2 protein-coding genes are annotated in these 18,509 nt (G+C 71.8%); both read right to left on the bottom strand.

Translation table 11 applies throughout. The features are described 5' to 3' along the window. Position 1: 1 nt before the first annotated feature. Positions 2 to 18,136 carry a DUF8616 domain-containing protein gene (locus tag IE325_RS22965; protein ID WP_190072002.1) on the bottom strand — a complete coding sequence of 6,045 codons (18,135 nt, stop codon included), beginning with the start codon at positions 18,134 to 18,136 and terminating at the stop codon, positions 2 to 4. Next, a complete protein-coding gene (locus tag IE325_RS22960) occupies positions 18,133 to 18,507 on the bottom strand; it encodes a hypothetical protein (protein ID WP_190071886.1) in 375 nt (124 codons plus the stop codon). The genes IE325_RS22965 and IE325_RS22960 overlap by 4 nt, the downstream gene beginning before the upstream one ends. Positions 18,508 to 18,509 lie beyond the last annotated feature (2 nt).

Below are 18,509 nucleotides of genomic sequence, written 5' to 3'. Positions count from 1 at the left end.
CTCAGGTGGCGTCCGCCTGCTGGATGCTGTCGCCGCGGTTGTTGATCGCGATGTAGGTGCCGATGCGCCGGAAGTCGTTGATCACGCCGAACATGCTCTTGTCCGACGGCAGGAGGGCCCGCAGCGCCTCAAGAGTGGAACCCTCCGCCAACCGGGCCAGGAACGCCTGCTTGTAGGCGTTGTAGACCCTCGCCGTGTAGCCGGGCTCCTTCGCCGCGTTCATACGGTGGTCGTTGGTGACCGCGATCGAGGCGAGGTCCATGAGATAGCAGTCGATCAGGTCGGTGACGTCCTTGGACTTCGCGTTCTCCTCCCCGTTCACCGCGTCCTCCGCCAGGATCTGGGCCATCTTCACGACGATGTCCCGGTAGATCCCGTGCCGGGTGCTGCTGGGGAAGGCGGCCATGATGTGGTCGGCCTGGCCCGCGCCCTCGGTGCTCATGGTGCGTGGAGTCCTGAGGTCCGCCATGCCCGGCACGGTGAGCGGGACTCCCTCGAACATCGCTTCCTCGTCCGGGATGTTGGTGTTCTGGGAGGCGAGGGGATGCAGCCCGATCTCGTGCGCCAGCATGCCCATCACATAGCCGATGTCGTACTTCTCGAAGTAGTAGCTCGCGAGATTGATCTCGACGACATCGCCACGGTCGATCACATCGGCCGGAGTCTCCGTCGTGCGCACATGCAGGGTGATCCGGCAGGGCCGGTCGGCTATGAATGTGCGGATCGTGTCGTGCCTGCGCAGCAGCTCGATGATGCGGACGGCCTTGTCGCGGTACCCGTCCTCGGTGTGCTTGAGGTTGGTGAACTCGAAGTTGCCCGACGTGAAGGAGGTGAGCGTCGCGTCTGCCTGCGGCATGCGGGCGGGGACGTCGAGCCCTTCGGATTCGGACTCGGACTCGGGTAGGGAGACCGGGTCCACCCACACCGACTTGCGTGGGACGGATACGGCGGCGGTACGGGCCGTGTCCCAGGTCTGCTCGGTCTCCTGCTGTGGGGCAGGGGTCACGTCGCCGATGAGCGCGCCGAGCAAGGACAGATGGCGGCCACGGAGACCGGCGGCGGCGAGCGAGGAGTCCTCGGGGGGATCATTCAGAGCCCCCAGCAGGCTGCCGGGGATGTGGGGGCGGTGCGGGGAGTCGGCGTCACGGTACTCGTCTCGCAGACCGAGTTGGTGGGTGAGCTCGTGGACGAGGTGGACCGGGTCGGCGTCCGCCCACCAGGTCATCTGGTCCATCGGGCGGTCCCTGCCCGCCAGGTCCACCGTCAGGTGCGGGTCGTCGGCCGGGTCGACATGCTCGACGGTGATGTGCAGTCGGTCGCCGTTCGGCAGGCGGTAGGCAGGGTCGTTCAGGAATTCACGTACCCCTGCTTCGAGACGGTCGCGCACCTGGGCGACGGTGGCCCCCTCGCCCCGTATCGCGAGCCGTACCGTGAGGTCGGTGACCGGCTCGCCGTCGTACGAGAACCGGCGCGCGTCGAAGGCGGAACGCACCACGAAACGCGGCCGATGGTCGCGTACCCCGCTCAACTGCCGTGTGACGGCCGGGATTTGCTCTGCCTTCGCCTCGGCCCGCTGCGGGAGCCGAGGGTGGGCCTCGTCCGACGGGATGGGCTGTTGGATGCTGTCGCCGCGGTTGTTGGTCGCGAGGCTGGTGGCGAGGCGGGCGAAGTCCCGTACGACGCCGAGCAGCCCCTTGTCGGCGGGCAGCAGGGAACGGGCGGGGCTGTCCGCTGCCATGTGCTGGGCGAACAGGGCCTTGTAGGCGTTGTAGACCTTGGCGGTGTTGCCGGGCTCCTTGGCCGCGTTCATCCGGTAGTCGCTGGTGATCGCGATGGAGGCGAGGTCCATGAGGTAGCAGTCGATCAGATCCGTGACGTCCTTGGCCTTGGCGCCCTCCACGCCGGCCTGCGCGGCCCGGGCCAGCATGTCGGCCATCGTCAGGACGATGTCGCGGTAGATCCCGTGCCGGGTGCTGCTGGGGAAGGCCGCCATGATGTGATCGGCCTGGCCCGCGCCCTCGGTGCTCATGGTGCGCGGAGTCTTCAGGTCGGCCAGCCCCGGCACCGGGAGTGGAATGCCCCGGAACATCTCTTCCTCGTCGGGGATGTTGGTGTTCTGGGAGGCGAGGGGATGCAGCCCGATCTCGTGCGCCAGCATGCCCATCACATAGCCGATGTCGTACTTCTCGAAGTAGTAGCTCGCGAGGTTGATCTCGACGACATCGCCACGGTCGATCACATCGGCCGGAGTCTCCGTCGTGCGCACATGCAGGGTGATGCGGCAGGGGCGGGTGCCGATGAAGTCGCGGATCGTCGGGTGGTCGCCGAGCAGTTCGATGATGCGGACGGCCTTGTCGCGGTACCTCTCGTCGGTGTGCTTCAGGTTCGTGAACTCGAACTTGCCGGACTTGAAGGGGGTGAGCGTCGCGTCCTGCGGCATACGGGCCGGGACGTCGGGCTCTTCGGATTCGGACCCGGGTAGGGAGACCGGGTCGACCCACACGGACCGACGCGGGACCGGTGTCGTGTGCGTACGGGCCGCATCCCAGGTCTGGTCGTCGGGCTGAGCGGTCGGTGGGAGCACGTCGCCGATCAGGGCGCTCAGCAGGGCCAGGTGCCGGTCGCGTAGACCTGCGGGCGTGAGTGAGGCGTCCTCGGGCTGCTCGTCGAGGGCGCCGAGAAGGCTGCCGGGGATGTGGGGGCGGTGCGGGGAGTCGGCGTCACGGTATTCGTCTCGCAGGCCCAGCTGGTGGGTGAGTTCGTGGACGAGGTGGGCCGCGTCGGCATCCGCCCACCAGGTGTTCTGGTCCATGATCCGGTCGCGTCCGACGAGGTCCACGGTCAGGTGCGGGGAGTCCGTGGGCCGGACCAGTTCGACCGTGACGTGGAGGCGATCGCCGTTGGGGAGCCGGTGGCCGGGGTTGTTGAGGAACTCGTGGACGCCTGCCGTGAGTTGGTCGTACGTGTGCGTGGCCTGTGCGTCGGTGCCTCGCATGGCGATGCGGACGGTGAGGTCGGTGACCGGCTCACCGTCGTACGAGAAGCGGCGGGCGTCGAAGGCGGAACGCACCACGAAGCGGGGGCGGTTGTCTCGCGGACGCTGTGGCCGGTTCGTCGGTCGCGGCGCTGTGCCGGTGCCTGGCTGAGGAAGCCGGGGGCGGGCCTCGCCGGGGTCGGTGCCGGTCTGGATGCTGTCGCCCTGGTTGTTGAAGGCGAAGCTGCTGCCGAGGCCGAGGAAGTTGCCGGTGACGTTGTACCAGCTCTTGTCCGCCGGCAGCAGCGCGCGGACGGGACTGTCCTGGGGCAGCTGCGCGACGAACATCTCCTTGTACGCGTTGTAGACCTTCGCCGTGTAGCGGGGTTCCCAGGCCGCGTCCTTGCGGCGGTCGTTGGTGACGGCGATCGTCGCCAGGTCCATGAGGTAGGTGTCGATCAGATCCGTGACGTCCCTGGCCTTGGCGCCCTCCTCCCCCGCCTGGGCGTCCCCGGCCAGTACGCCCGCCATCCCCACGACGATGTCGCGGTAGATCCCGTGCCGGGTGCTGCTGGGGAAGGCGGCCATGATGTGGTCGGCCTGGCCCGCGCCCTCGGTGCTCATGGTGCGCGGAGTCTTCAGGTCCGTCAGCCCGGGAACGGCGAGCGGCACACCGTCGAACATGGCCTCCTCGTCCGGGATGTTCGTGTTCTGGGAAGCGAGGGGATGCAGGCCGATCTCGTGCGCCAGCATGCCCATGACGTAGCCGATGTCGTACTTCTCGAAGTAGTAGCTCGCGAGATTGATCTCGACGTGATCGCCGTGATCCGTCACATCGGCCGGGGTCTCCGTGGTGCGCAGATGCAGGGTGATGCGGCAAGGGCGGGTGCCTATGAAGGCGCGGATCGTGTCGTGCTTGCGCAGCAGATCGATGATACGGACGGCCTTGTCGCGGTACTTCTCGTTCGTGTGCTTGAGGTTGGTGAACTCGAAGTTGCCCGACGTGAAGGGAGTGAGCGTCGCTTCTGCCTGCGGCATGCGGGCCGCGACGTCGGGCTCTTCGGATTCGGACCGGGGTAGGGAGACCGGGTCCACCCAGACCGACTTGCGAGGGGTGGGCGTGGTGGCCGTGCGGGCGGCCTCCCAGGTCTGGTCGTCGGGCTGAGCGGTTGGTGGGGGCACGTCACCGATCAGGGCGCTCAGCAGGGACAGGTGCCGGTCACGCAGGCCTGCGGCCGTCAGCGACGTGTCCTCCGGCTGCTCGTCCAGAGCGCCCAGCAGGCTGCCAGGGATGTGAGGGCGGTGCGGGGAGTCGGTGTCACGGTATTCGTCTCGCAGGCCCAGCTGGTGGGTGAGTTCGTGGACGAGGTGGGCCGGGTCGGCGTCCGCCCACCAGGTGTTCTGGTCCATCGGGCGGTCCCTGCCCGCCAGGTCCACGGTCAGGTGGGGTGAGTCGGCGGGGTCGACGTGTTCGACGGTGATGTGGAGGTGATCGCCGTTGGGTAGGCGGTAGGCCGGGTTGTTGAGCAACTCACGCACGCCTACGGCGAGTTGATCGCGAACGTGTGCGGCCTGGCCCTCGGGACCCCGTATCGCGAGGCGGATCGTGAGGTCGGTGACCGGTTCGCCGCCGTACGTGAACCGGCGGGCGTCGAAGCCGGAACGCACCACGAAGCGGGGGCGGTTGTCGCGGGGGCCTTGTGGTGTCGGTGGGGTCGCGACGGGCTCGGCCGGGGCGGTCCGCGGCAGCCGCGGGGACGTGCCCGGCGATGGGGAGCCGAGCACGGCGTCCGTGTCCATGGCCTCGTCGCCGGACTCGTACTCGGACGAGGACCCGGCGGGGTACTGCTCGTGCGTGCCCTCGGTCCTGTCGCCCTGGAGTACGCCGCCCTGGTCCAGGTATGCGCCGATGCTCTCCGCGTTGTCCCTGATGTACTGCACGAGTTGGGGCCGTTGCCGCATCCACTGCGGCATGCGCCAGCCGGGGAAGAACATTCCGTGAGTGCCGGAGGCCTGCACGCGGTGGCCGAGCGGGCTTCCGATGTGCTGGTTGACCGCCCGGTAGGCGAGGTCGCAGGAGGCGCAGGCCATTTTGAAGCCGCCCAGGGGCAGCGTCTGGGGCGTGTTCGGGTCGCCGGGGTTGTTCTCCCAGTGCTCGACCCAGTGTCCGAGCAAGGTCAGCTCGCCGTGTTCGGAGCCGTGCGAGCCGGGCGCCGAGGAACCGTCCAAGCCCGCCACGTTGAGGATGCGAGGGTTCGCCAACGCCCGCTTGACTAGGTCGAGTTCGGGTGAGTCCGGGTGGTAGAGGCGGTACCAGCCGGTGGCGAGGGCGCGTAGCTTCGTACGGTCGCGTGTCTCGCGTGCGATGCCGGGCCGTCTGCGCGCCAGCCAGCGCTCGTCGCGTCGCCACTGCTGCCGCTCGCCGGTCAGGCGCTGTTGCTCCTGGCCGGTGGCCGCTTCGTCCTCCAGCAAGGTGTCCCACTGCTGCTGAAGTCCTTCGTCCCACGCGTCCGACTCGTACCGCTCCTCCAGCCGGGCCCTCAACTGCGCCTGTTCCGCGTTGCGTTGAGCGAGGTCCCGCTGCTCCTGGTCCAGCCGCGCCGACCACTCCCGGTGCGACTCCTCGTCCCTGGACCACTGCTCCAGTTCCCGCACCCGCCGGGTGCCGCCCGGCTCCTGTCCGGAGACGAACCAGCGCAGTTCGTCCTCGACCAGGGCCGCCTCGTCGGCGGTGAGCGCCTTCAGGCCGGTGTTGCCGGCGATGCCGAGCGAGCCGTCCGGGAGCAGGGTGACGGCGATATGCGGGGTGACCTGGGCGTCGGCCTGGCGGTTCGGTTTGCGGAGCGCTTCCTTCACCAGGCGGGCGACCCGGTCCAGCATCCGCAGCGTCACCTCGCGGTCGCGCTGGGAGGTGCCGGTCGGGGTCGTCTGGGTGAAGGGGAGGCCGGTGCCGAGGCCGAGTGCCTCGCGCAGCGCCTCGTACTCCTCGCTCGACAGCCGTCCGGCCTGCTCCACCTGGTCCAGTGCCTCGGGTACGCCCATCCCCGTGTGCTCGGTGAACGCGCTGTCGAACGCCACGTCCGGGAAGCCGCCGAGCTGGGCGTTGCGCCGTCGCACCACGTCCAGCAGGGCGTCGGCCCGCAGTTCGGGCTCCTCCAGCAGGGCGGCGAACTCGGCCGCGAACTCGTGCTCCGGGCCGGTGAGTACGGCCGCCTGCTCGCTGTCGGAGTCGAGGTCCATCTCCATGTCCGAGGTCGAGTTCGCTCCAGACAGCGTGCTGAGTTCGTACGCCTCCTCGTCGCCAGGGAGGCCGGGGAGGGCGCTGCCGGTGGGGGAGTCGGGCAACGGGACGGACGCGGGGTCCTCGTGCTGCGGCGTCGGCTCCGGTGCCGGCGTGCGCAGGATCACCGGCACGAAGTCCCCACCCCGGCGGCGGAGCCGGACGTGCGGGCCGGACTCGCCGGACGGGCCGGGGTACGTGTGCGCGGTGCCGTTCTCCTCGATCAGGGTCACGGTCGTGCCGGTCGCCCCAGCGGCCCACTCCGCCACCGCCCGGTCCGCCCCGGAACCCCAGGGCGCGTCGGCGAGGTAGCGGCGCAGATGGCCGTCGAGGGCGTCCTGGCTCGGCGGCGGCGCGCCCGGGCGGCCCGTGAAGGGTGGCGGTGTGAAGAGCGAGTCGCGGTCGGCCCGGGCGCCGGGCAGGCCGTTGAGGCGCATGAGCCGGGCGGGCGGCGCGTCGGCGCGCAGGCGCAGTCGTGCCGCTTCGTTGCGGTCCCGGCCGGGCTGCCCGGCGGCGTGGTGCAGGGCGGTGGAGAGCGCGGCGAAGAAGCCGTTGCCGCGGCCGGCGGGAGCGCCCTGGGTGTAGGTGGCGCCGTCCGGTGCGGTGAGGACGCCGTCGCGGGCAAGGCGGTAGCGCGGGCCGGTGCTGTCCGCGGGCGGGTGCCAGGGCGGATTGGCATGGCTGCGGTGGGCATCCGTAGGGCCGGCTTCGGTGGCCGTACTGGTACCGGCCCGCGTCGGCAGCGGCGTGGCGACCGGCGGCGGCGTACCGGGCGGGAGCGCGGCGTGGAAGTACCCGTCGGCCGCGAACAGGACCGGATCGCGGGCCGGGTCGACGGCGGCCGGGTCGGTGCCGTGCGGCAGGAAGCGCTGCTCGCGGCCCTCTCCCGTCACGACCGTGACCGGCGTGCCGAGGAGGCGGGCGGCGAGGGCGGGCAGCAGGTCGGCGCCGCCGTGGTCGCCGGCTCGGCGTTCCGGCGGGGTCGGTTCGCCGTCCGGGCGCCCGGTCGGCGGCTCGCTGGTGAACGGACGGAGCATGGCCGCCGTAGCCAGCGCGACCCGCTGCTCGGGGGACGCCCAGAACGTCTGCGGCAGACGGCCGAACGCGTCGAACTCGGCCTGCTGGGCGGCCGTCAACCGCACCTCCGCGAAGTCGAGTTCGTCCTGCGTGAAGGTGTCCGCGGCGTCGAGGGCGAGGGTGTCGAGGAGGTCCTCGTTGCGGTTCTCGCCCAGTTCCCAGGCGAGGCGGTTGCGGGCGGCCCGGACCGCGCGTTCGGTGATCGCCGGGTCGCCGGGGTTCGCCGTGAACCTGGCCGCGAGGTCGGTGCCGAGGAGGTGGGGCAAGCGGCCTCGGTCCTGGGCCACGGCGATGAGCGCGTGGAAGAACGAGGCGCCGTCGTGCGGCATGTCGTGCACTTCGCGCACGGTGGTGCCGTCCGGGGAGGTGAGAGTACGCGGTGCCCCGTCGGTGATCTCGTACGGCTCGGGCGCCTCGGACTTCCAGGCCGGTTCGGTGTACTCCTGTGCCAGGTCCGGCACCGGGACCGTCGCCCGGCCCTGGTGGTGGGCGGTGAGGCGGGAGGCGGCGAGGTGCAGCCGGTGGTGGTCCGCGGCGGCGGTGTCGGTGTGGCCCTCCCAGCGGCGGACCTCCTCGCGTGCGGCCTGCCAGGCGGCGACGGCCGGGGACTGGGCCACGGCCTGCGGCAGCACGGTCGGCCTGTCGGGGTCGTCGTCGCCGAGCGCGGCCTGCTCCTCCGCGGTGAGGTCGAGCCAGGTCTCGCGGGCCCGCGCCCGGGCGTCGTAGTAGTTCTTCTCGGCCGCGGCCAGGTCACCCGCCGCCTTGGCCATGGCGTCCCAGGCCGCGCCGACCTCGTCGGGGAACGTGGTGTCGTCCAGGAGGCCGTAGTCGCGGGCGATGTCCTCGCGCAGCCAGACCAGGGCGGTGGTCTCGGCCTCGGCGGCGCGCGGGCCGCGCTTGGCCTTGCCGAGGGCGTGCATTGGACGGCTGTCGGTGAGGCGGTGGTCGACTTCGGCCACGGACAGCCAGCTCACGGGGATCGCGAAGAGCATGCTGCGGTCGGTGACGACCTTGAGGTGGGTGCCGAGGGTGGTGTCAGCGGTGCCCTTGAGGGCGGTGCCGTCGTTCGCGCCGCCGATGGGGACCGAGGCGCCCGGGTTGGTGACGCCCGCGTTGCTGTTGCCCGCGAGCGGTGAGGTGCCGACCACGCCCTCGACGTTGTCGGTGATGCCGGCCTCCAGCGCGTCGGAGGTCTTCGAGCGCTGCATGGCCTCCATTCGGGGCTTGCTCTCGACGGCGAGGAGGCGGGCGCCGGTGCGGTGCATCTTCGCGTAGAGGCGGGAGTCGGCGGTGTGGGACTGACCGAAGAGGCGGGCGGAGGCCTGGGCGGGCAGCTGTGAGCCGTTCGCGCCGAGCGCCTCGCGGAAGCCGGAAGTCAGGCCGACCTGGGTGGTGGCCTCCTGCTGGGCCTGCGCGGGGGCGGTGCCGAGGCCGGTGAGCGGGGTGAGGTGGGCCATGCGGACGCGTTCGGCGAGGACGTTTCCGGTGTGGCGACGGCCGAGGTCGCTGTCGCCGAGGCCGTCGGCGCGGGCGGTGGCGAGGGTGAGGGCGTCCTGGACGTTGGCCGCGCCGCGGATGTCCACGGCGAGGATGCCGGAGCCGATGCGGTCGTCGAAGGGGAGCACGTCCGGGTCGGCGGTGCCGTCGCGCCATTGGGCGATGCCCTCCGGGCGGGCCTGATCGGCCGTCAGCATCTTGACCGCGCGCTCCGGTTCGGGCACGTCCTCCTCGGTGAGCGCGCCGTCGTCGTCCGGGGTGAGCAGACCGGCCGGGACGATCTCGTTGAGGGAGCCGACCGACGCCACGGCGCGCGGGGACAGCAGCTCGCCGGTCGCGTCCGTCATCGTGACGGTCAGGACGTAGCTGGTGACGATCTCGGCGTGCGCCTGGGTGGTGGCGATGTTCGGCATCGAGGTGTTGCCGGTGGTCTCGGTCCGGGTGCTCGAACGCTGCTTGGCTGCGGTGCCCTGGAGCGAGGGGTTGGCGAGCAGCACGCCGCTCTCCGCCGCGCGCTGGCCGGTGGCAAGCGTGACATCGGCGCCGCGGTCCTGGGAGGAAGCGGCGGAGTCGTCGCGGGCGGTGGTGCGGTAGTCCTCCAACTCGAAGCCGGTGCGCAGCCGTTCCACGGTGGTGGTGACCGGGGTCAGCTTGAACCGGACCTGTCCGGGGCTGCCGCCGACCGGCAGCCGGGTCGGGCTGGTCCAGTTGCGGTAGCGGACCGGCAGGGTCATCCCGTCGGTCGTCAGCTCGTGCAGATGGGCGCGCAGGAAGTCCGGCGAGAGCCGCTGCAGCACCTGCTCCCGGTCGTGCGAGGACACGCCGATCTTCGTCAGCCGGCCCATGAGCTGCTGTGCGGCGTGGCTCGCGTCGAGCTGGCCGCTGGGGTGGCTGGGGAAGCGGCGCCCGCGCAGGAAGGGGGGCACCCGGTAGCCGCGGCCGAGGTTGCGCGGGGTGGTGGTGCCCAGGCCGTCGGGGGCGAGTCCGGCCTCGATGACGTCCTGCATGGGCAGGTGGAACATCACCGCGTCGCGCACCCGTTGGAGCGTGGCGGCGGCCGAGCGCGGGGCGAGTGCGCGGCCGAGGCGCTCGGAGATCCGTCCGGCGGCGGAGCTGATACCGGCCCCGGCGCGCGTGCCCACCGCGCCCATCGCGGCCGTCCACCGGTCCCGTACGGCGACGGTCTCGGCGGCGTCGGCGACCACCAGGTACATCCGACCGGCGTAGGTGAGGGTGGTGTTGCGTCCCCGGGTGAGGGTCTGGGCGACGCCGCGGCCCTTGCCCCAGGCGTACTGGAGGGCGGTCGAGTAGGAGCCGACCACCGCCGGTCCGCCGGGGGCCTGCTGGAGCGGCATGTCGGCGCCCTGGACGCCGAGGGTGGTGCGCGAGACGGTGCTCGCGGTGCCGGCGACACGGTGTTCGTTGCCGATGGTCGCTTCGAGGCTGGCCGGCTTCGGCTCGCTCTTGACCCGCAGGTTGTCCAGTTCGCCGCGGACCGCGGCCTTGAGGTAGTGGGTCTGGAGCGGTCCTGCGCCGTTGAGTCCGGTGATGCGGGAGCCGAACGGGCCCAGGTACTGACCGAGTTGACCGGCCACATGGAGGTTGGCCATCGCCCGGCGCAGCGCGCTGCGCACCGGGGCGCCGGGCGCGCTGACATGCCAGGAGGTGCCCGACGCCAGGTCGGCGGTGTCCTGCATCAGTTGCTGCCGCTGCCCGCCGCCCTCGGTGCTGAGCACCACGTGCGGGGCGCGCAGCAGCTTGCGGACGAGCCGTTGTCCGGCCGAGTCGGTCCGTGGCAACGGGCGTGTTCCGTCGAGGAGTTGGTCCGCCTCGACGGCTGAGAGCCTTATGGGTGCGGGCGGCGCCGGGGCCGGTCCGGTGGGCGGCGGGTCGGCGGGGGCGTGCCGGTCGGAGCCGTGCGCCGCGGGCACGGCCAGTTCCACGCGGCCCACGGTCTCGTTGCCCCGGCTGAACAGCGGGCGCTCCTCGACCTTGCTGACGAAGACGCCGGCGCCGAGGAGGCCGACCGTGGCGAGCCGGGCCCAGCCGCGAGGGCGGCGGTGGCCCTCGAAGGAGGCGCCCAGTTCCACCTGGTAGCTGTAGAGGCCGGCGCCGTTCTGGAACATCAGGTGGTCGTGGGTGACCGCGGCCGTGCTGCGGGTGGCCTTCTGGTCCGTCTTGGCGTAACGGGCGCCCAGGGACACATTGCCGGTCTGGCGCGGCAGCCCCGCCTCCGGCACCTTGTCGTGGTCCCGGGGGGAGATGCCCAGCTCGACGCCACCCGACAGGGTCGTGGACGCCTGCTGTCCCTGGCCGGAGACCTCGGTGCCGATCACCGCGTTGCGCAGCGACCGTTCGCTCATGGTGGTCTCGAACCGCCGGTCGGTGAGCCTCGCCCGCAGGATCAGCGTGTGATGGCCGCGGCTCACCTTGCCGTCCTCGGTGAGGGTGACCGGCACGCCGGTGGTGGTCAGGTCGTCCAGACTCTGCGCCAGGCTGGGCCGGTTGAGCGCCTCGCGCACCTGCCGGTCGTTGTGCAACGCGGTCCGCATCCGCCCGTCGCCGTACCAGAACCGGGCCAGGCGTGGGTGGCGCAGCATCAGCGGCGGGACGAAGAGGGACGGGTAGGAGCGGTGGAGGGTGTCGAGGACGGTGTCCGCGAAGGCACGCAGGGGGTCTTGAGGGGCGGCCTGCCCATCCTGGTTCTGCTGCTGGTCGGGTACGGCGTTCTGCGGCCGGTCGGGCCGGAAGCCCTCGGCGCGGACCTGGCCGCTGAGGTGGACCGGGTCCTCCCGGGTGAGGTACCAGGGCACCGGCGGTTCGGCGTCCGGGTTGGGGCCCGTCTGTCCGGGCGTACGGCTGTCCCAGCCCGCGAGGCGGCGCGCGTCCTGAGTGGAGATCCAGTCCAGGCTGACCACCCGCACCGGGCGGGCCGCGGAAGCCGGCTCGCCGGCCTTGCGCACCATCAGGGTGCGCTCCACCCGGTACAGCGCGACGGGGTGGTTGCGGACACGGCCGGTGGTCTTGCGGGCCGCGTCGGTGCCCAGGTAGTGGCCGTGCCCGGTGCTGAAGTCCGCGCGGACGAGCGGCCCGCCCTGGAGGCGTACGTCCGTCTCCGGGCCGACGAGGGTGTAGTTGGGTCCGGCGGTGACCTGGACGCCGAAGCGGGTGTCGCGGACATGGCCGCGTTCGTTCTGGTACGTGGTCTGGGTGAGGTCGCGCAGCTCCGCCTTGACCGACTCGGCGACCAGGGTGGCCCGCTGCGGGATCGACCGCTCGACGACGAGGTGCCCCAGCGGATGCTGCCCGCTCCCCCGCGTCAGCTCGGGCCCGCTCACCGGCCCGGAGAAGCGGCCGAACAGGGCGAGCAACCGCCCCGGACGGACGTACGAGATGAGTGTGCGGTGCGCCGAACTGCCGGGCCGGGCGCCGGAGATGGCGAGCGCGATGTCCTCGGGCGGGTCCAGCAGGTGCAGTCCGGTGGTGTCGGTCATCCGCGGCTCGACCCCGTCCGGGAAGGTGAGCCTCTGCGGCGCCCTGCGGGGTCCGTTGTACGGCACGGTGAGGTCGTCCGGCAGTCGCCAGCTCAGGCCGTCCCGCATGGCGAACTGCGCGGTGTGCACCTGGCTCCGCCGCCAACTCGGGCCCGTCGCGGGCGTCGTGCCCTTCGGTGCCTCGGTGACGCGCTCCACCCGTACCCGGTAGTGGACGTCGTCCAGGTGCAGATGTGAGCCCTCGTGGGCGCGCCACTCGGTCTGGTGGTACGCCTGGGTGCCCAGGGAGTAGTCGGTACGGCGGGTCCAGCCCAGCGAGACGCCGATCTTCAGCAGCCAGTTGAGCGGCGGGCCCATGCTCAGCGCGGCCGCGACCCGGCGTCCGACGCCGACGCTGCGCCCACCGCCCGTACCGGCCTGGCCGCGCCGCATGGTGTCCAGGCGGGTGGTGCCGCCGTCGACGTCGGAGAAGCGTTCCCAGCGGTGGTACGGGATGGCCTCGACCGTCATCTCATGGCCGACCCCGGACTTCTCCCGGCCCACGAAGCGCGCTCCGCGCGGGGCGGTGAAGGCGCCGGGCTGGTCGGTGAGCAGGCGCAGCAGCTCCGCCTCGTCGAACTGGTCCCGCAGCTTCTTCGGCAGTTGCCCGAGGATCTGCTCGGCGACCTGCTCGGGCGAGCGCAGGGTGAGGACGCCGGGGCCGGTGAAGAGACCGGTCGGGCGGCTCGGCGGGGTGCCGTCCGTGGGTGCATGCGTGCTGCCGTCGGCCGGATCCGGATCGGCGCCCGGGTCGATCAGCACCGTGGGCAGTCGGCTGCCGTCCTCGAAGGTGATGTCGCGTGGTGCCGGTCCGGGCGGCTGGGCGTCCGGACCGGTCAGCAGACGGGCCGGGCGGTGCCGTTCGAGCTGGGTCTCCAGCGGCACCGGGTCGCCCCGGTCTGGGGTCTCCGCGTCGGGGCCGTCGAGGTCGGTGATCCCGCCCATGCCGCGCAGCCACTCGCCGAAGGGGTCGGAGCCGTCGGGCTCGACGCCGGCCGGGTCCCCGGAGGTGGTGACGGGGTCCGGTACGGCGGTGAGCGGGGCGGTGGCCGGGATCAGCGCGTCGAAGTGGTCGGTGCCGTTGTAGGCCAGGTGCAGGGTGCCGCCCTGCCCGCCCGGGTGGAGAGTGACGACCACGGGCTTCCCGGCTGCGAGCAGGTCGGGACGGACGAGGCGCAGATCGAGGTCGAGGGTGTGCGCCAGCGCCTGAGGGAGCAGGTCTGCGAACGGGGACGACCACAGGGCGGAGTGTTCGGCCGCGGCGGCGATGAGTCCCTCGGCGCCGAGTCGCCGTGCGTCAGCCGGGGTGGGCGCGACGGTGGCGAGCTGCGGGTAGCCGCTGTCACGGAGGATGCGCCGCCACTGGCGCCCGTCGCCGTCGGTGACGACGGTCTGCGCGATGCGGTTCCAGCGCTGGGTGATCCTGCTCCGGGCGTCGGGGTTCAGTACCCCGGCGAGCGCGGTCATCCGCAGGTCGTCCACCACGGCGAGTACCGGGTCCGGGGTGGCCTCGGCCGCCGCGGCGGCCAGTTCGGACCCGGTGATCCGGTCACGCAGCAGGCCACGCAGCCCGGCGACGTTCCGCGCGGCCCAAGCCGGGGGTACGTCCTGGCCGCGCGCGGAGTCGAGCAGCGCCCGGAACAGGCAGTTGCCGCCGCCCGGGGTGTCCAGGCGCCTGAAGTTCCGTCCGTCCGCGCGCACGGTGTCGGCGGAGGCGGCGTCCTTGCTGAAGAGGTTCAGGTCCTCGGCGAGGCTCTCCGGGCGGCTCGGCGCGGGCGACAGATCGGGTCTGCGGCGGGCGAGTTCGGCGGTGTCCTCGGCGTTCAGGCCGAGCTCGGACAGCGGCAGCGGGGTGTCGGAGAGCGACCAGGTGATCTGCGCGGAGGGCGCGTAGGTGAGCCCGCGCACGTCCTCCGGCGAGACGAGGGTGCCCGGCGGGAGGGCCGGGGGCGGCGGGGGCAGCAGGGCATCGAGGGTGGTGTCGGGGCCGGCGGTGGCGCGCAACTCGGCTGCGGCGCGCAGGAATTCGGTGTACTGCTCGGTCGTGGGCCCGGTGGCCGGATCGACCCCGGCGCCGGGCTGGTCGGTGACCATCCGGCGCAACAGGTCCGGCGTCATCCGGCCGTCGCCGTAGCGGGCCGCGTTGTCCGGGCTGAGCCAGCGCAGACCGTCGACATAGGCCAGCCCGGCGAGCAACTCCCGGTTCTCCGGCCGCTGTTCGGCGTCCGGGCCCAGGGCGTCGCGGAGGGTGCGGATCTGCTGGAGGGTGCGGGCACGCGCGAAGGCGTCGGCCGGTTCCGGGCCGGTGTGCAGCCCGGCGTCACGTGCCATGTCGTCCAGTTCGGCGCCGCCGGGCTCGGGCAGGAACAGCCGCCAGCGTCCCGGCCCGTCCGGGCCCTCGGTGAGCACCGCGCGGACGTCACCGTCCCGGTCCCGGGCGGTGCCCACCTCGCTGGTCGGCGCGTACACCGGCCGCCCGGTGCGGTTCGCCACGTGCTGGGCGACGGGCAGTCCCGCGATCTCCGGCTGCCGTCCCGTCTCGCAGGAGAACAGCACCAGCGGACGCCCCTGATCGTCGTCCTGCGCCCAGGAGTTGAGCACCTCGCCGAGCTGCACACCGCTGACCTTCACGGTGGGCTGCGCCGCGTCGTCGGTGCCGAGCGTGACGGTGCGAGGGGTGCCGTGCCCCACGAAGTAGTCGGCTCCCTGCTCGGTACCCGAGCCGGGGAGCGCGGTCGGCGGGCCGGTGAACACCGTGCGGGGCGGGTCCGACGAGGACGGCCCCGAGGTGGTGCGTACGCCGCGGAAGGTGTCCTGACCGAGCAGCGCCCTTCGGCCCGCGTCACGTGACGTACCGTCCTCGGCGGGGCTCTGCGAGATCGTCAGCGTCTGGACGGCCCGCCCCGGCCGGGGCCTTACGGCGGAGTCCGGTACCCAGCGGCGCAGTTGTGTGAGGGGGACCGTGCGGCCGTCGAGGGTGGTGACGGCCGGTTGGTTGTCCGCGTTGCCCGTCGGTCGCACGATGACTCGTCCCGGCGGCGGGGGTGCCACGGAGGGTCTGGCACCGGGGCCGGGCGCGTTGCCGTGGTCCGACTCCAGGTGCAGGTCGGTGGCCGTCTCGGTCCAGGGGCGGGACAGGGTGGCGAGCTTGTTGGTGGTGACCGTGGAATCCGGGGCGATTCCGTTGCTGGGTACGGGCGTTGCGGACTCGGTGAGGATCTTCTTGGGCGGCGGGGCGGTGGTGGTGTCGCTCGCCGGGTCGCTGTCTGTTGTCGCGGTGCTCTGAGTGGCCGGGTGGGGCGCCGGGCCGAGGGCGTCGGCGAGCGGCAGCAGGATGTCCGCGCCGGGGAAGGCCGTCTCGGTGGTGACCGTGGTGACGGTGGTGGCCTGGGTGTCGTTCGGCGTCGGGGTGGGTGCCGGGCCGGTGAGGGGGCGCACCCGGACCGGGGTGCCCGGTCCCTCCCGCGTCAGCTCGACGGCGGCGCGCACCGGGCGCCCCGCCCCGTCCGGCGTGACCGCCGGCCCCAGCACCACGGCACGGTCGGTCCCGGCCCGGTCCAGCAGGTCGATCGCGTCCGGCGACCCCTCCCCGGGCGGCGGCACCTCCGAGACGACGATCGTCAGCGGCGGCGCCTGGGACATGTCGCCGGTGTCGGTGTAGGACCCGGTGGTGCTCACCTTCGGCGGAGCGGTGGTGAGGTCGGACGAGTCGGCGGTGTCCGGCGAGGGAGTCGTCTCGGGAGAGGAGGGCGCCTCGGGGGAAGGCGTGGTCTCCGGGGACTGCGAAGGCTGAGCAGATCCATCCTGCGTCGCCTCCGGGACATCCGACAGAACCGTGTCGCCCGTGGTGCCGGTGCCTTGAGGCTGCGATGCGGGTGCACCCCCCTGACGTGCGCCGGCACCCCCGGTACCGGTACCGGGTTGGGAGCCGTTGGACGCGACCGGCCCCCCGCCGGCCTGGCCCGCCGTCGGAGCCGTATCGACATCCCGATCCTGCTCGGCTGCCCCGTCCGGCATGTTCTGGACGTCGCTCTCCGGGGACCCCGGAACCGTGAGCGGATCCTCCACCGTCGTCGGCGTGCCGAAGCCGTCCAACGCGCGCCGGACCTCGTCGGCATCGACCTGAACCGCCGGACCGTTCCCGGCGGGCAGCACCCGTACCTCGGGCACCTGCGAGAGGTTGCCGTGCAGGCTGTCGCGGACGTCGATCTCGGCGTTGCCGGGCGGCTGGGCGCCACGCAGGGCGGCGATGTCGTGCAGGGCCTGCTCGCGGACGTCGGCGGGGCCGTTGTGGACCTGCTGCCACAGGGCGTTCTCGGCGGCCGTCGTGGGCAACGGGCCCGGGGAGTACGGCGGGGGGTCCTGGGTGGTGTAGAGCGGAGGGTCCTGGGTGGTGTACGGCGGCGGGCTGTCCGCGGTGCGGGGCGGTGGCGGGGACGTAAGCGTGGAGTCGGCGCCGCCCGTCATGTCCGTCGTCGAGGGACCGCCGGTGCGGTCGGGGCCATCCCCGCCCTGAGTGCGCGGGGAGTCGGAGGAGTCCCGGGCGTCATTGGAGTCGGCCGAGACGGTCGGCGGCGGCTGGTTGCGCAACTTGTCTATGAGGTGGCGCAGTTCGGCGCCGCTGTTCACGGCGGTGTCGGTGAGCGTGGCCTCGACCTGGCTGCTGATGCCCGCGCCGACGAAAGTGGACCAGTTGGTGGACCAGTCGCCGTCGAAGGCGCCCTTGATCAGGATCTCCGCGAGGGCCTCGCCGGCGCCGGCGGCGATGAAGTCGGCCGTCCCCTTGAGCCCGTAGTGTCCGGCGAGGGCACCCGGACGGTCGGCGTTGTTGCGCAGGATCTGGTTGTTGCGCCAGAGATTGGGGTTGTTCCGGAAGGAGAGCGGGTCGTTCCGGAAGGTGAGCGGTGTGTTGCTGGCGTTGGGGCCGGGCTGGTCCTTCGGACCGGGGGTGGGGTCGGGGTCCGGCTTGGGGTTGGGGCCGGGGCCGTTGTTCTTGAACTCGGGGGTCGGGGTGTTCTTCAGATTGGGGTTGGGCTTGAAGTCGAGGTCCGGCCCGTTCTTGAGGAAGTTGTTGTCGTAGCTCCTGACGATCTTCTTCGCGATGTCGTCGAAGATGCTGGTCAGGAAGCCGGCGGCGGCGCCGAACGCGGCGGACTTCAGGATGTCGTTCCAGTCGAAGCCGTCGGGACGGCGCCCGTCCGGGGCGAAGTTCATCATCGCGAGCCGCACCGCGAAGGTGGTGAACGCCTCGGCGAACGCCTCGGTCAGCGAGGGCGCGATGTGCAGCCGCTGGAGGAGGTGGGTGAGCGTGGTGAGAATCATGAAACGGCTGCGCAGCTTGGCCATCATGATCTGGCTGGCCGAGGCGCCGCCGGTGAAGAAGGACATCGCCAGATAGATGGCGATCTCGATGAGCAGCCGGATGACCTCGGCGATGACCTGCCACTTGGACTCCATGATGTCCATGGAGGTCTTCCGCCGGCCCTCGGCGATCTTGTCGAGCTGTTCGGCGAACTCGCGCAGGTAGTTCTTGCCGCCGTCGTCGATGAGCATGCCCATGGCCTTGGCGTACGACTTCGACAGGTCGTCCGGCATGACTTCGGCGATGTCGTGGATCGACTTGTCGATCAGCGACGAGAGCCTGTCGACCTTCCGGCCGAGGCCGGAGTACGGTCGGCGGCTCTCGTACGCGAGGTCCTCGTCGGCGTCGATGAGCTTCTCCCCGGTGAGGATGAAGATCATCGCGTTGACCTCGGGCGATGCCTTGATGCTCAACGGCGGCCGTGCCCGCCCGTGCCGTGGCCGTCGAACCCGTCGGTCTCGATACGGTTGTTGACCCGCTCGACGTTCTCGATGTTGCGGTCGCGGGTGTCCTTCATCATGCGGACCTGGTTGACCGTGGCGTCGGTGATCTCCACGACCGCGTCACGGAAGGAGATCATCGTCTCCTTGGTGGTCTGCCGCTCCTTCTGCTCCTGCGGCTTGGCCTTCTCCGCGAACTCGCCCTCTGTGCCCGGCCAGGTGACCGTGGGGGCCAGCTCGTCGAGGAACTCCTCGGTGATGTTCGTGGCCAGGGTGCCGATCTCCTCGAGCTGCCTGGCCAGGGCCTCGATGCGATTCGGGTCGACGTAGTAGCGCTGTCCCATCG

The sequence above is a fragment of the Streptomyces lanatus genome (genome assembly GCF_014655715.1).
GTDB lineage: Bacteria > Actinomycetota > Actinomycetes > Streptomycetales > Streptomycetaceae > Streptomyces > Streptomyces lanatus.
Note: the sequence above shows the minus strand (reverse complement) of the source record. Positions and strands in the feature narration are given on the sequence as shown.

Excerpts from the sequence above, each read along its gene's own strand:
- IE325_RS22960 (WP_190071886.1), bottom strand. The coding sequence starts at position 18,507 with ATGGGACAGCGCTACTACGTCGACCCGAATCGCATCGAGGCCCTGGCC.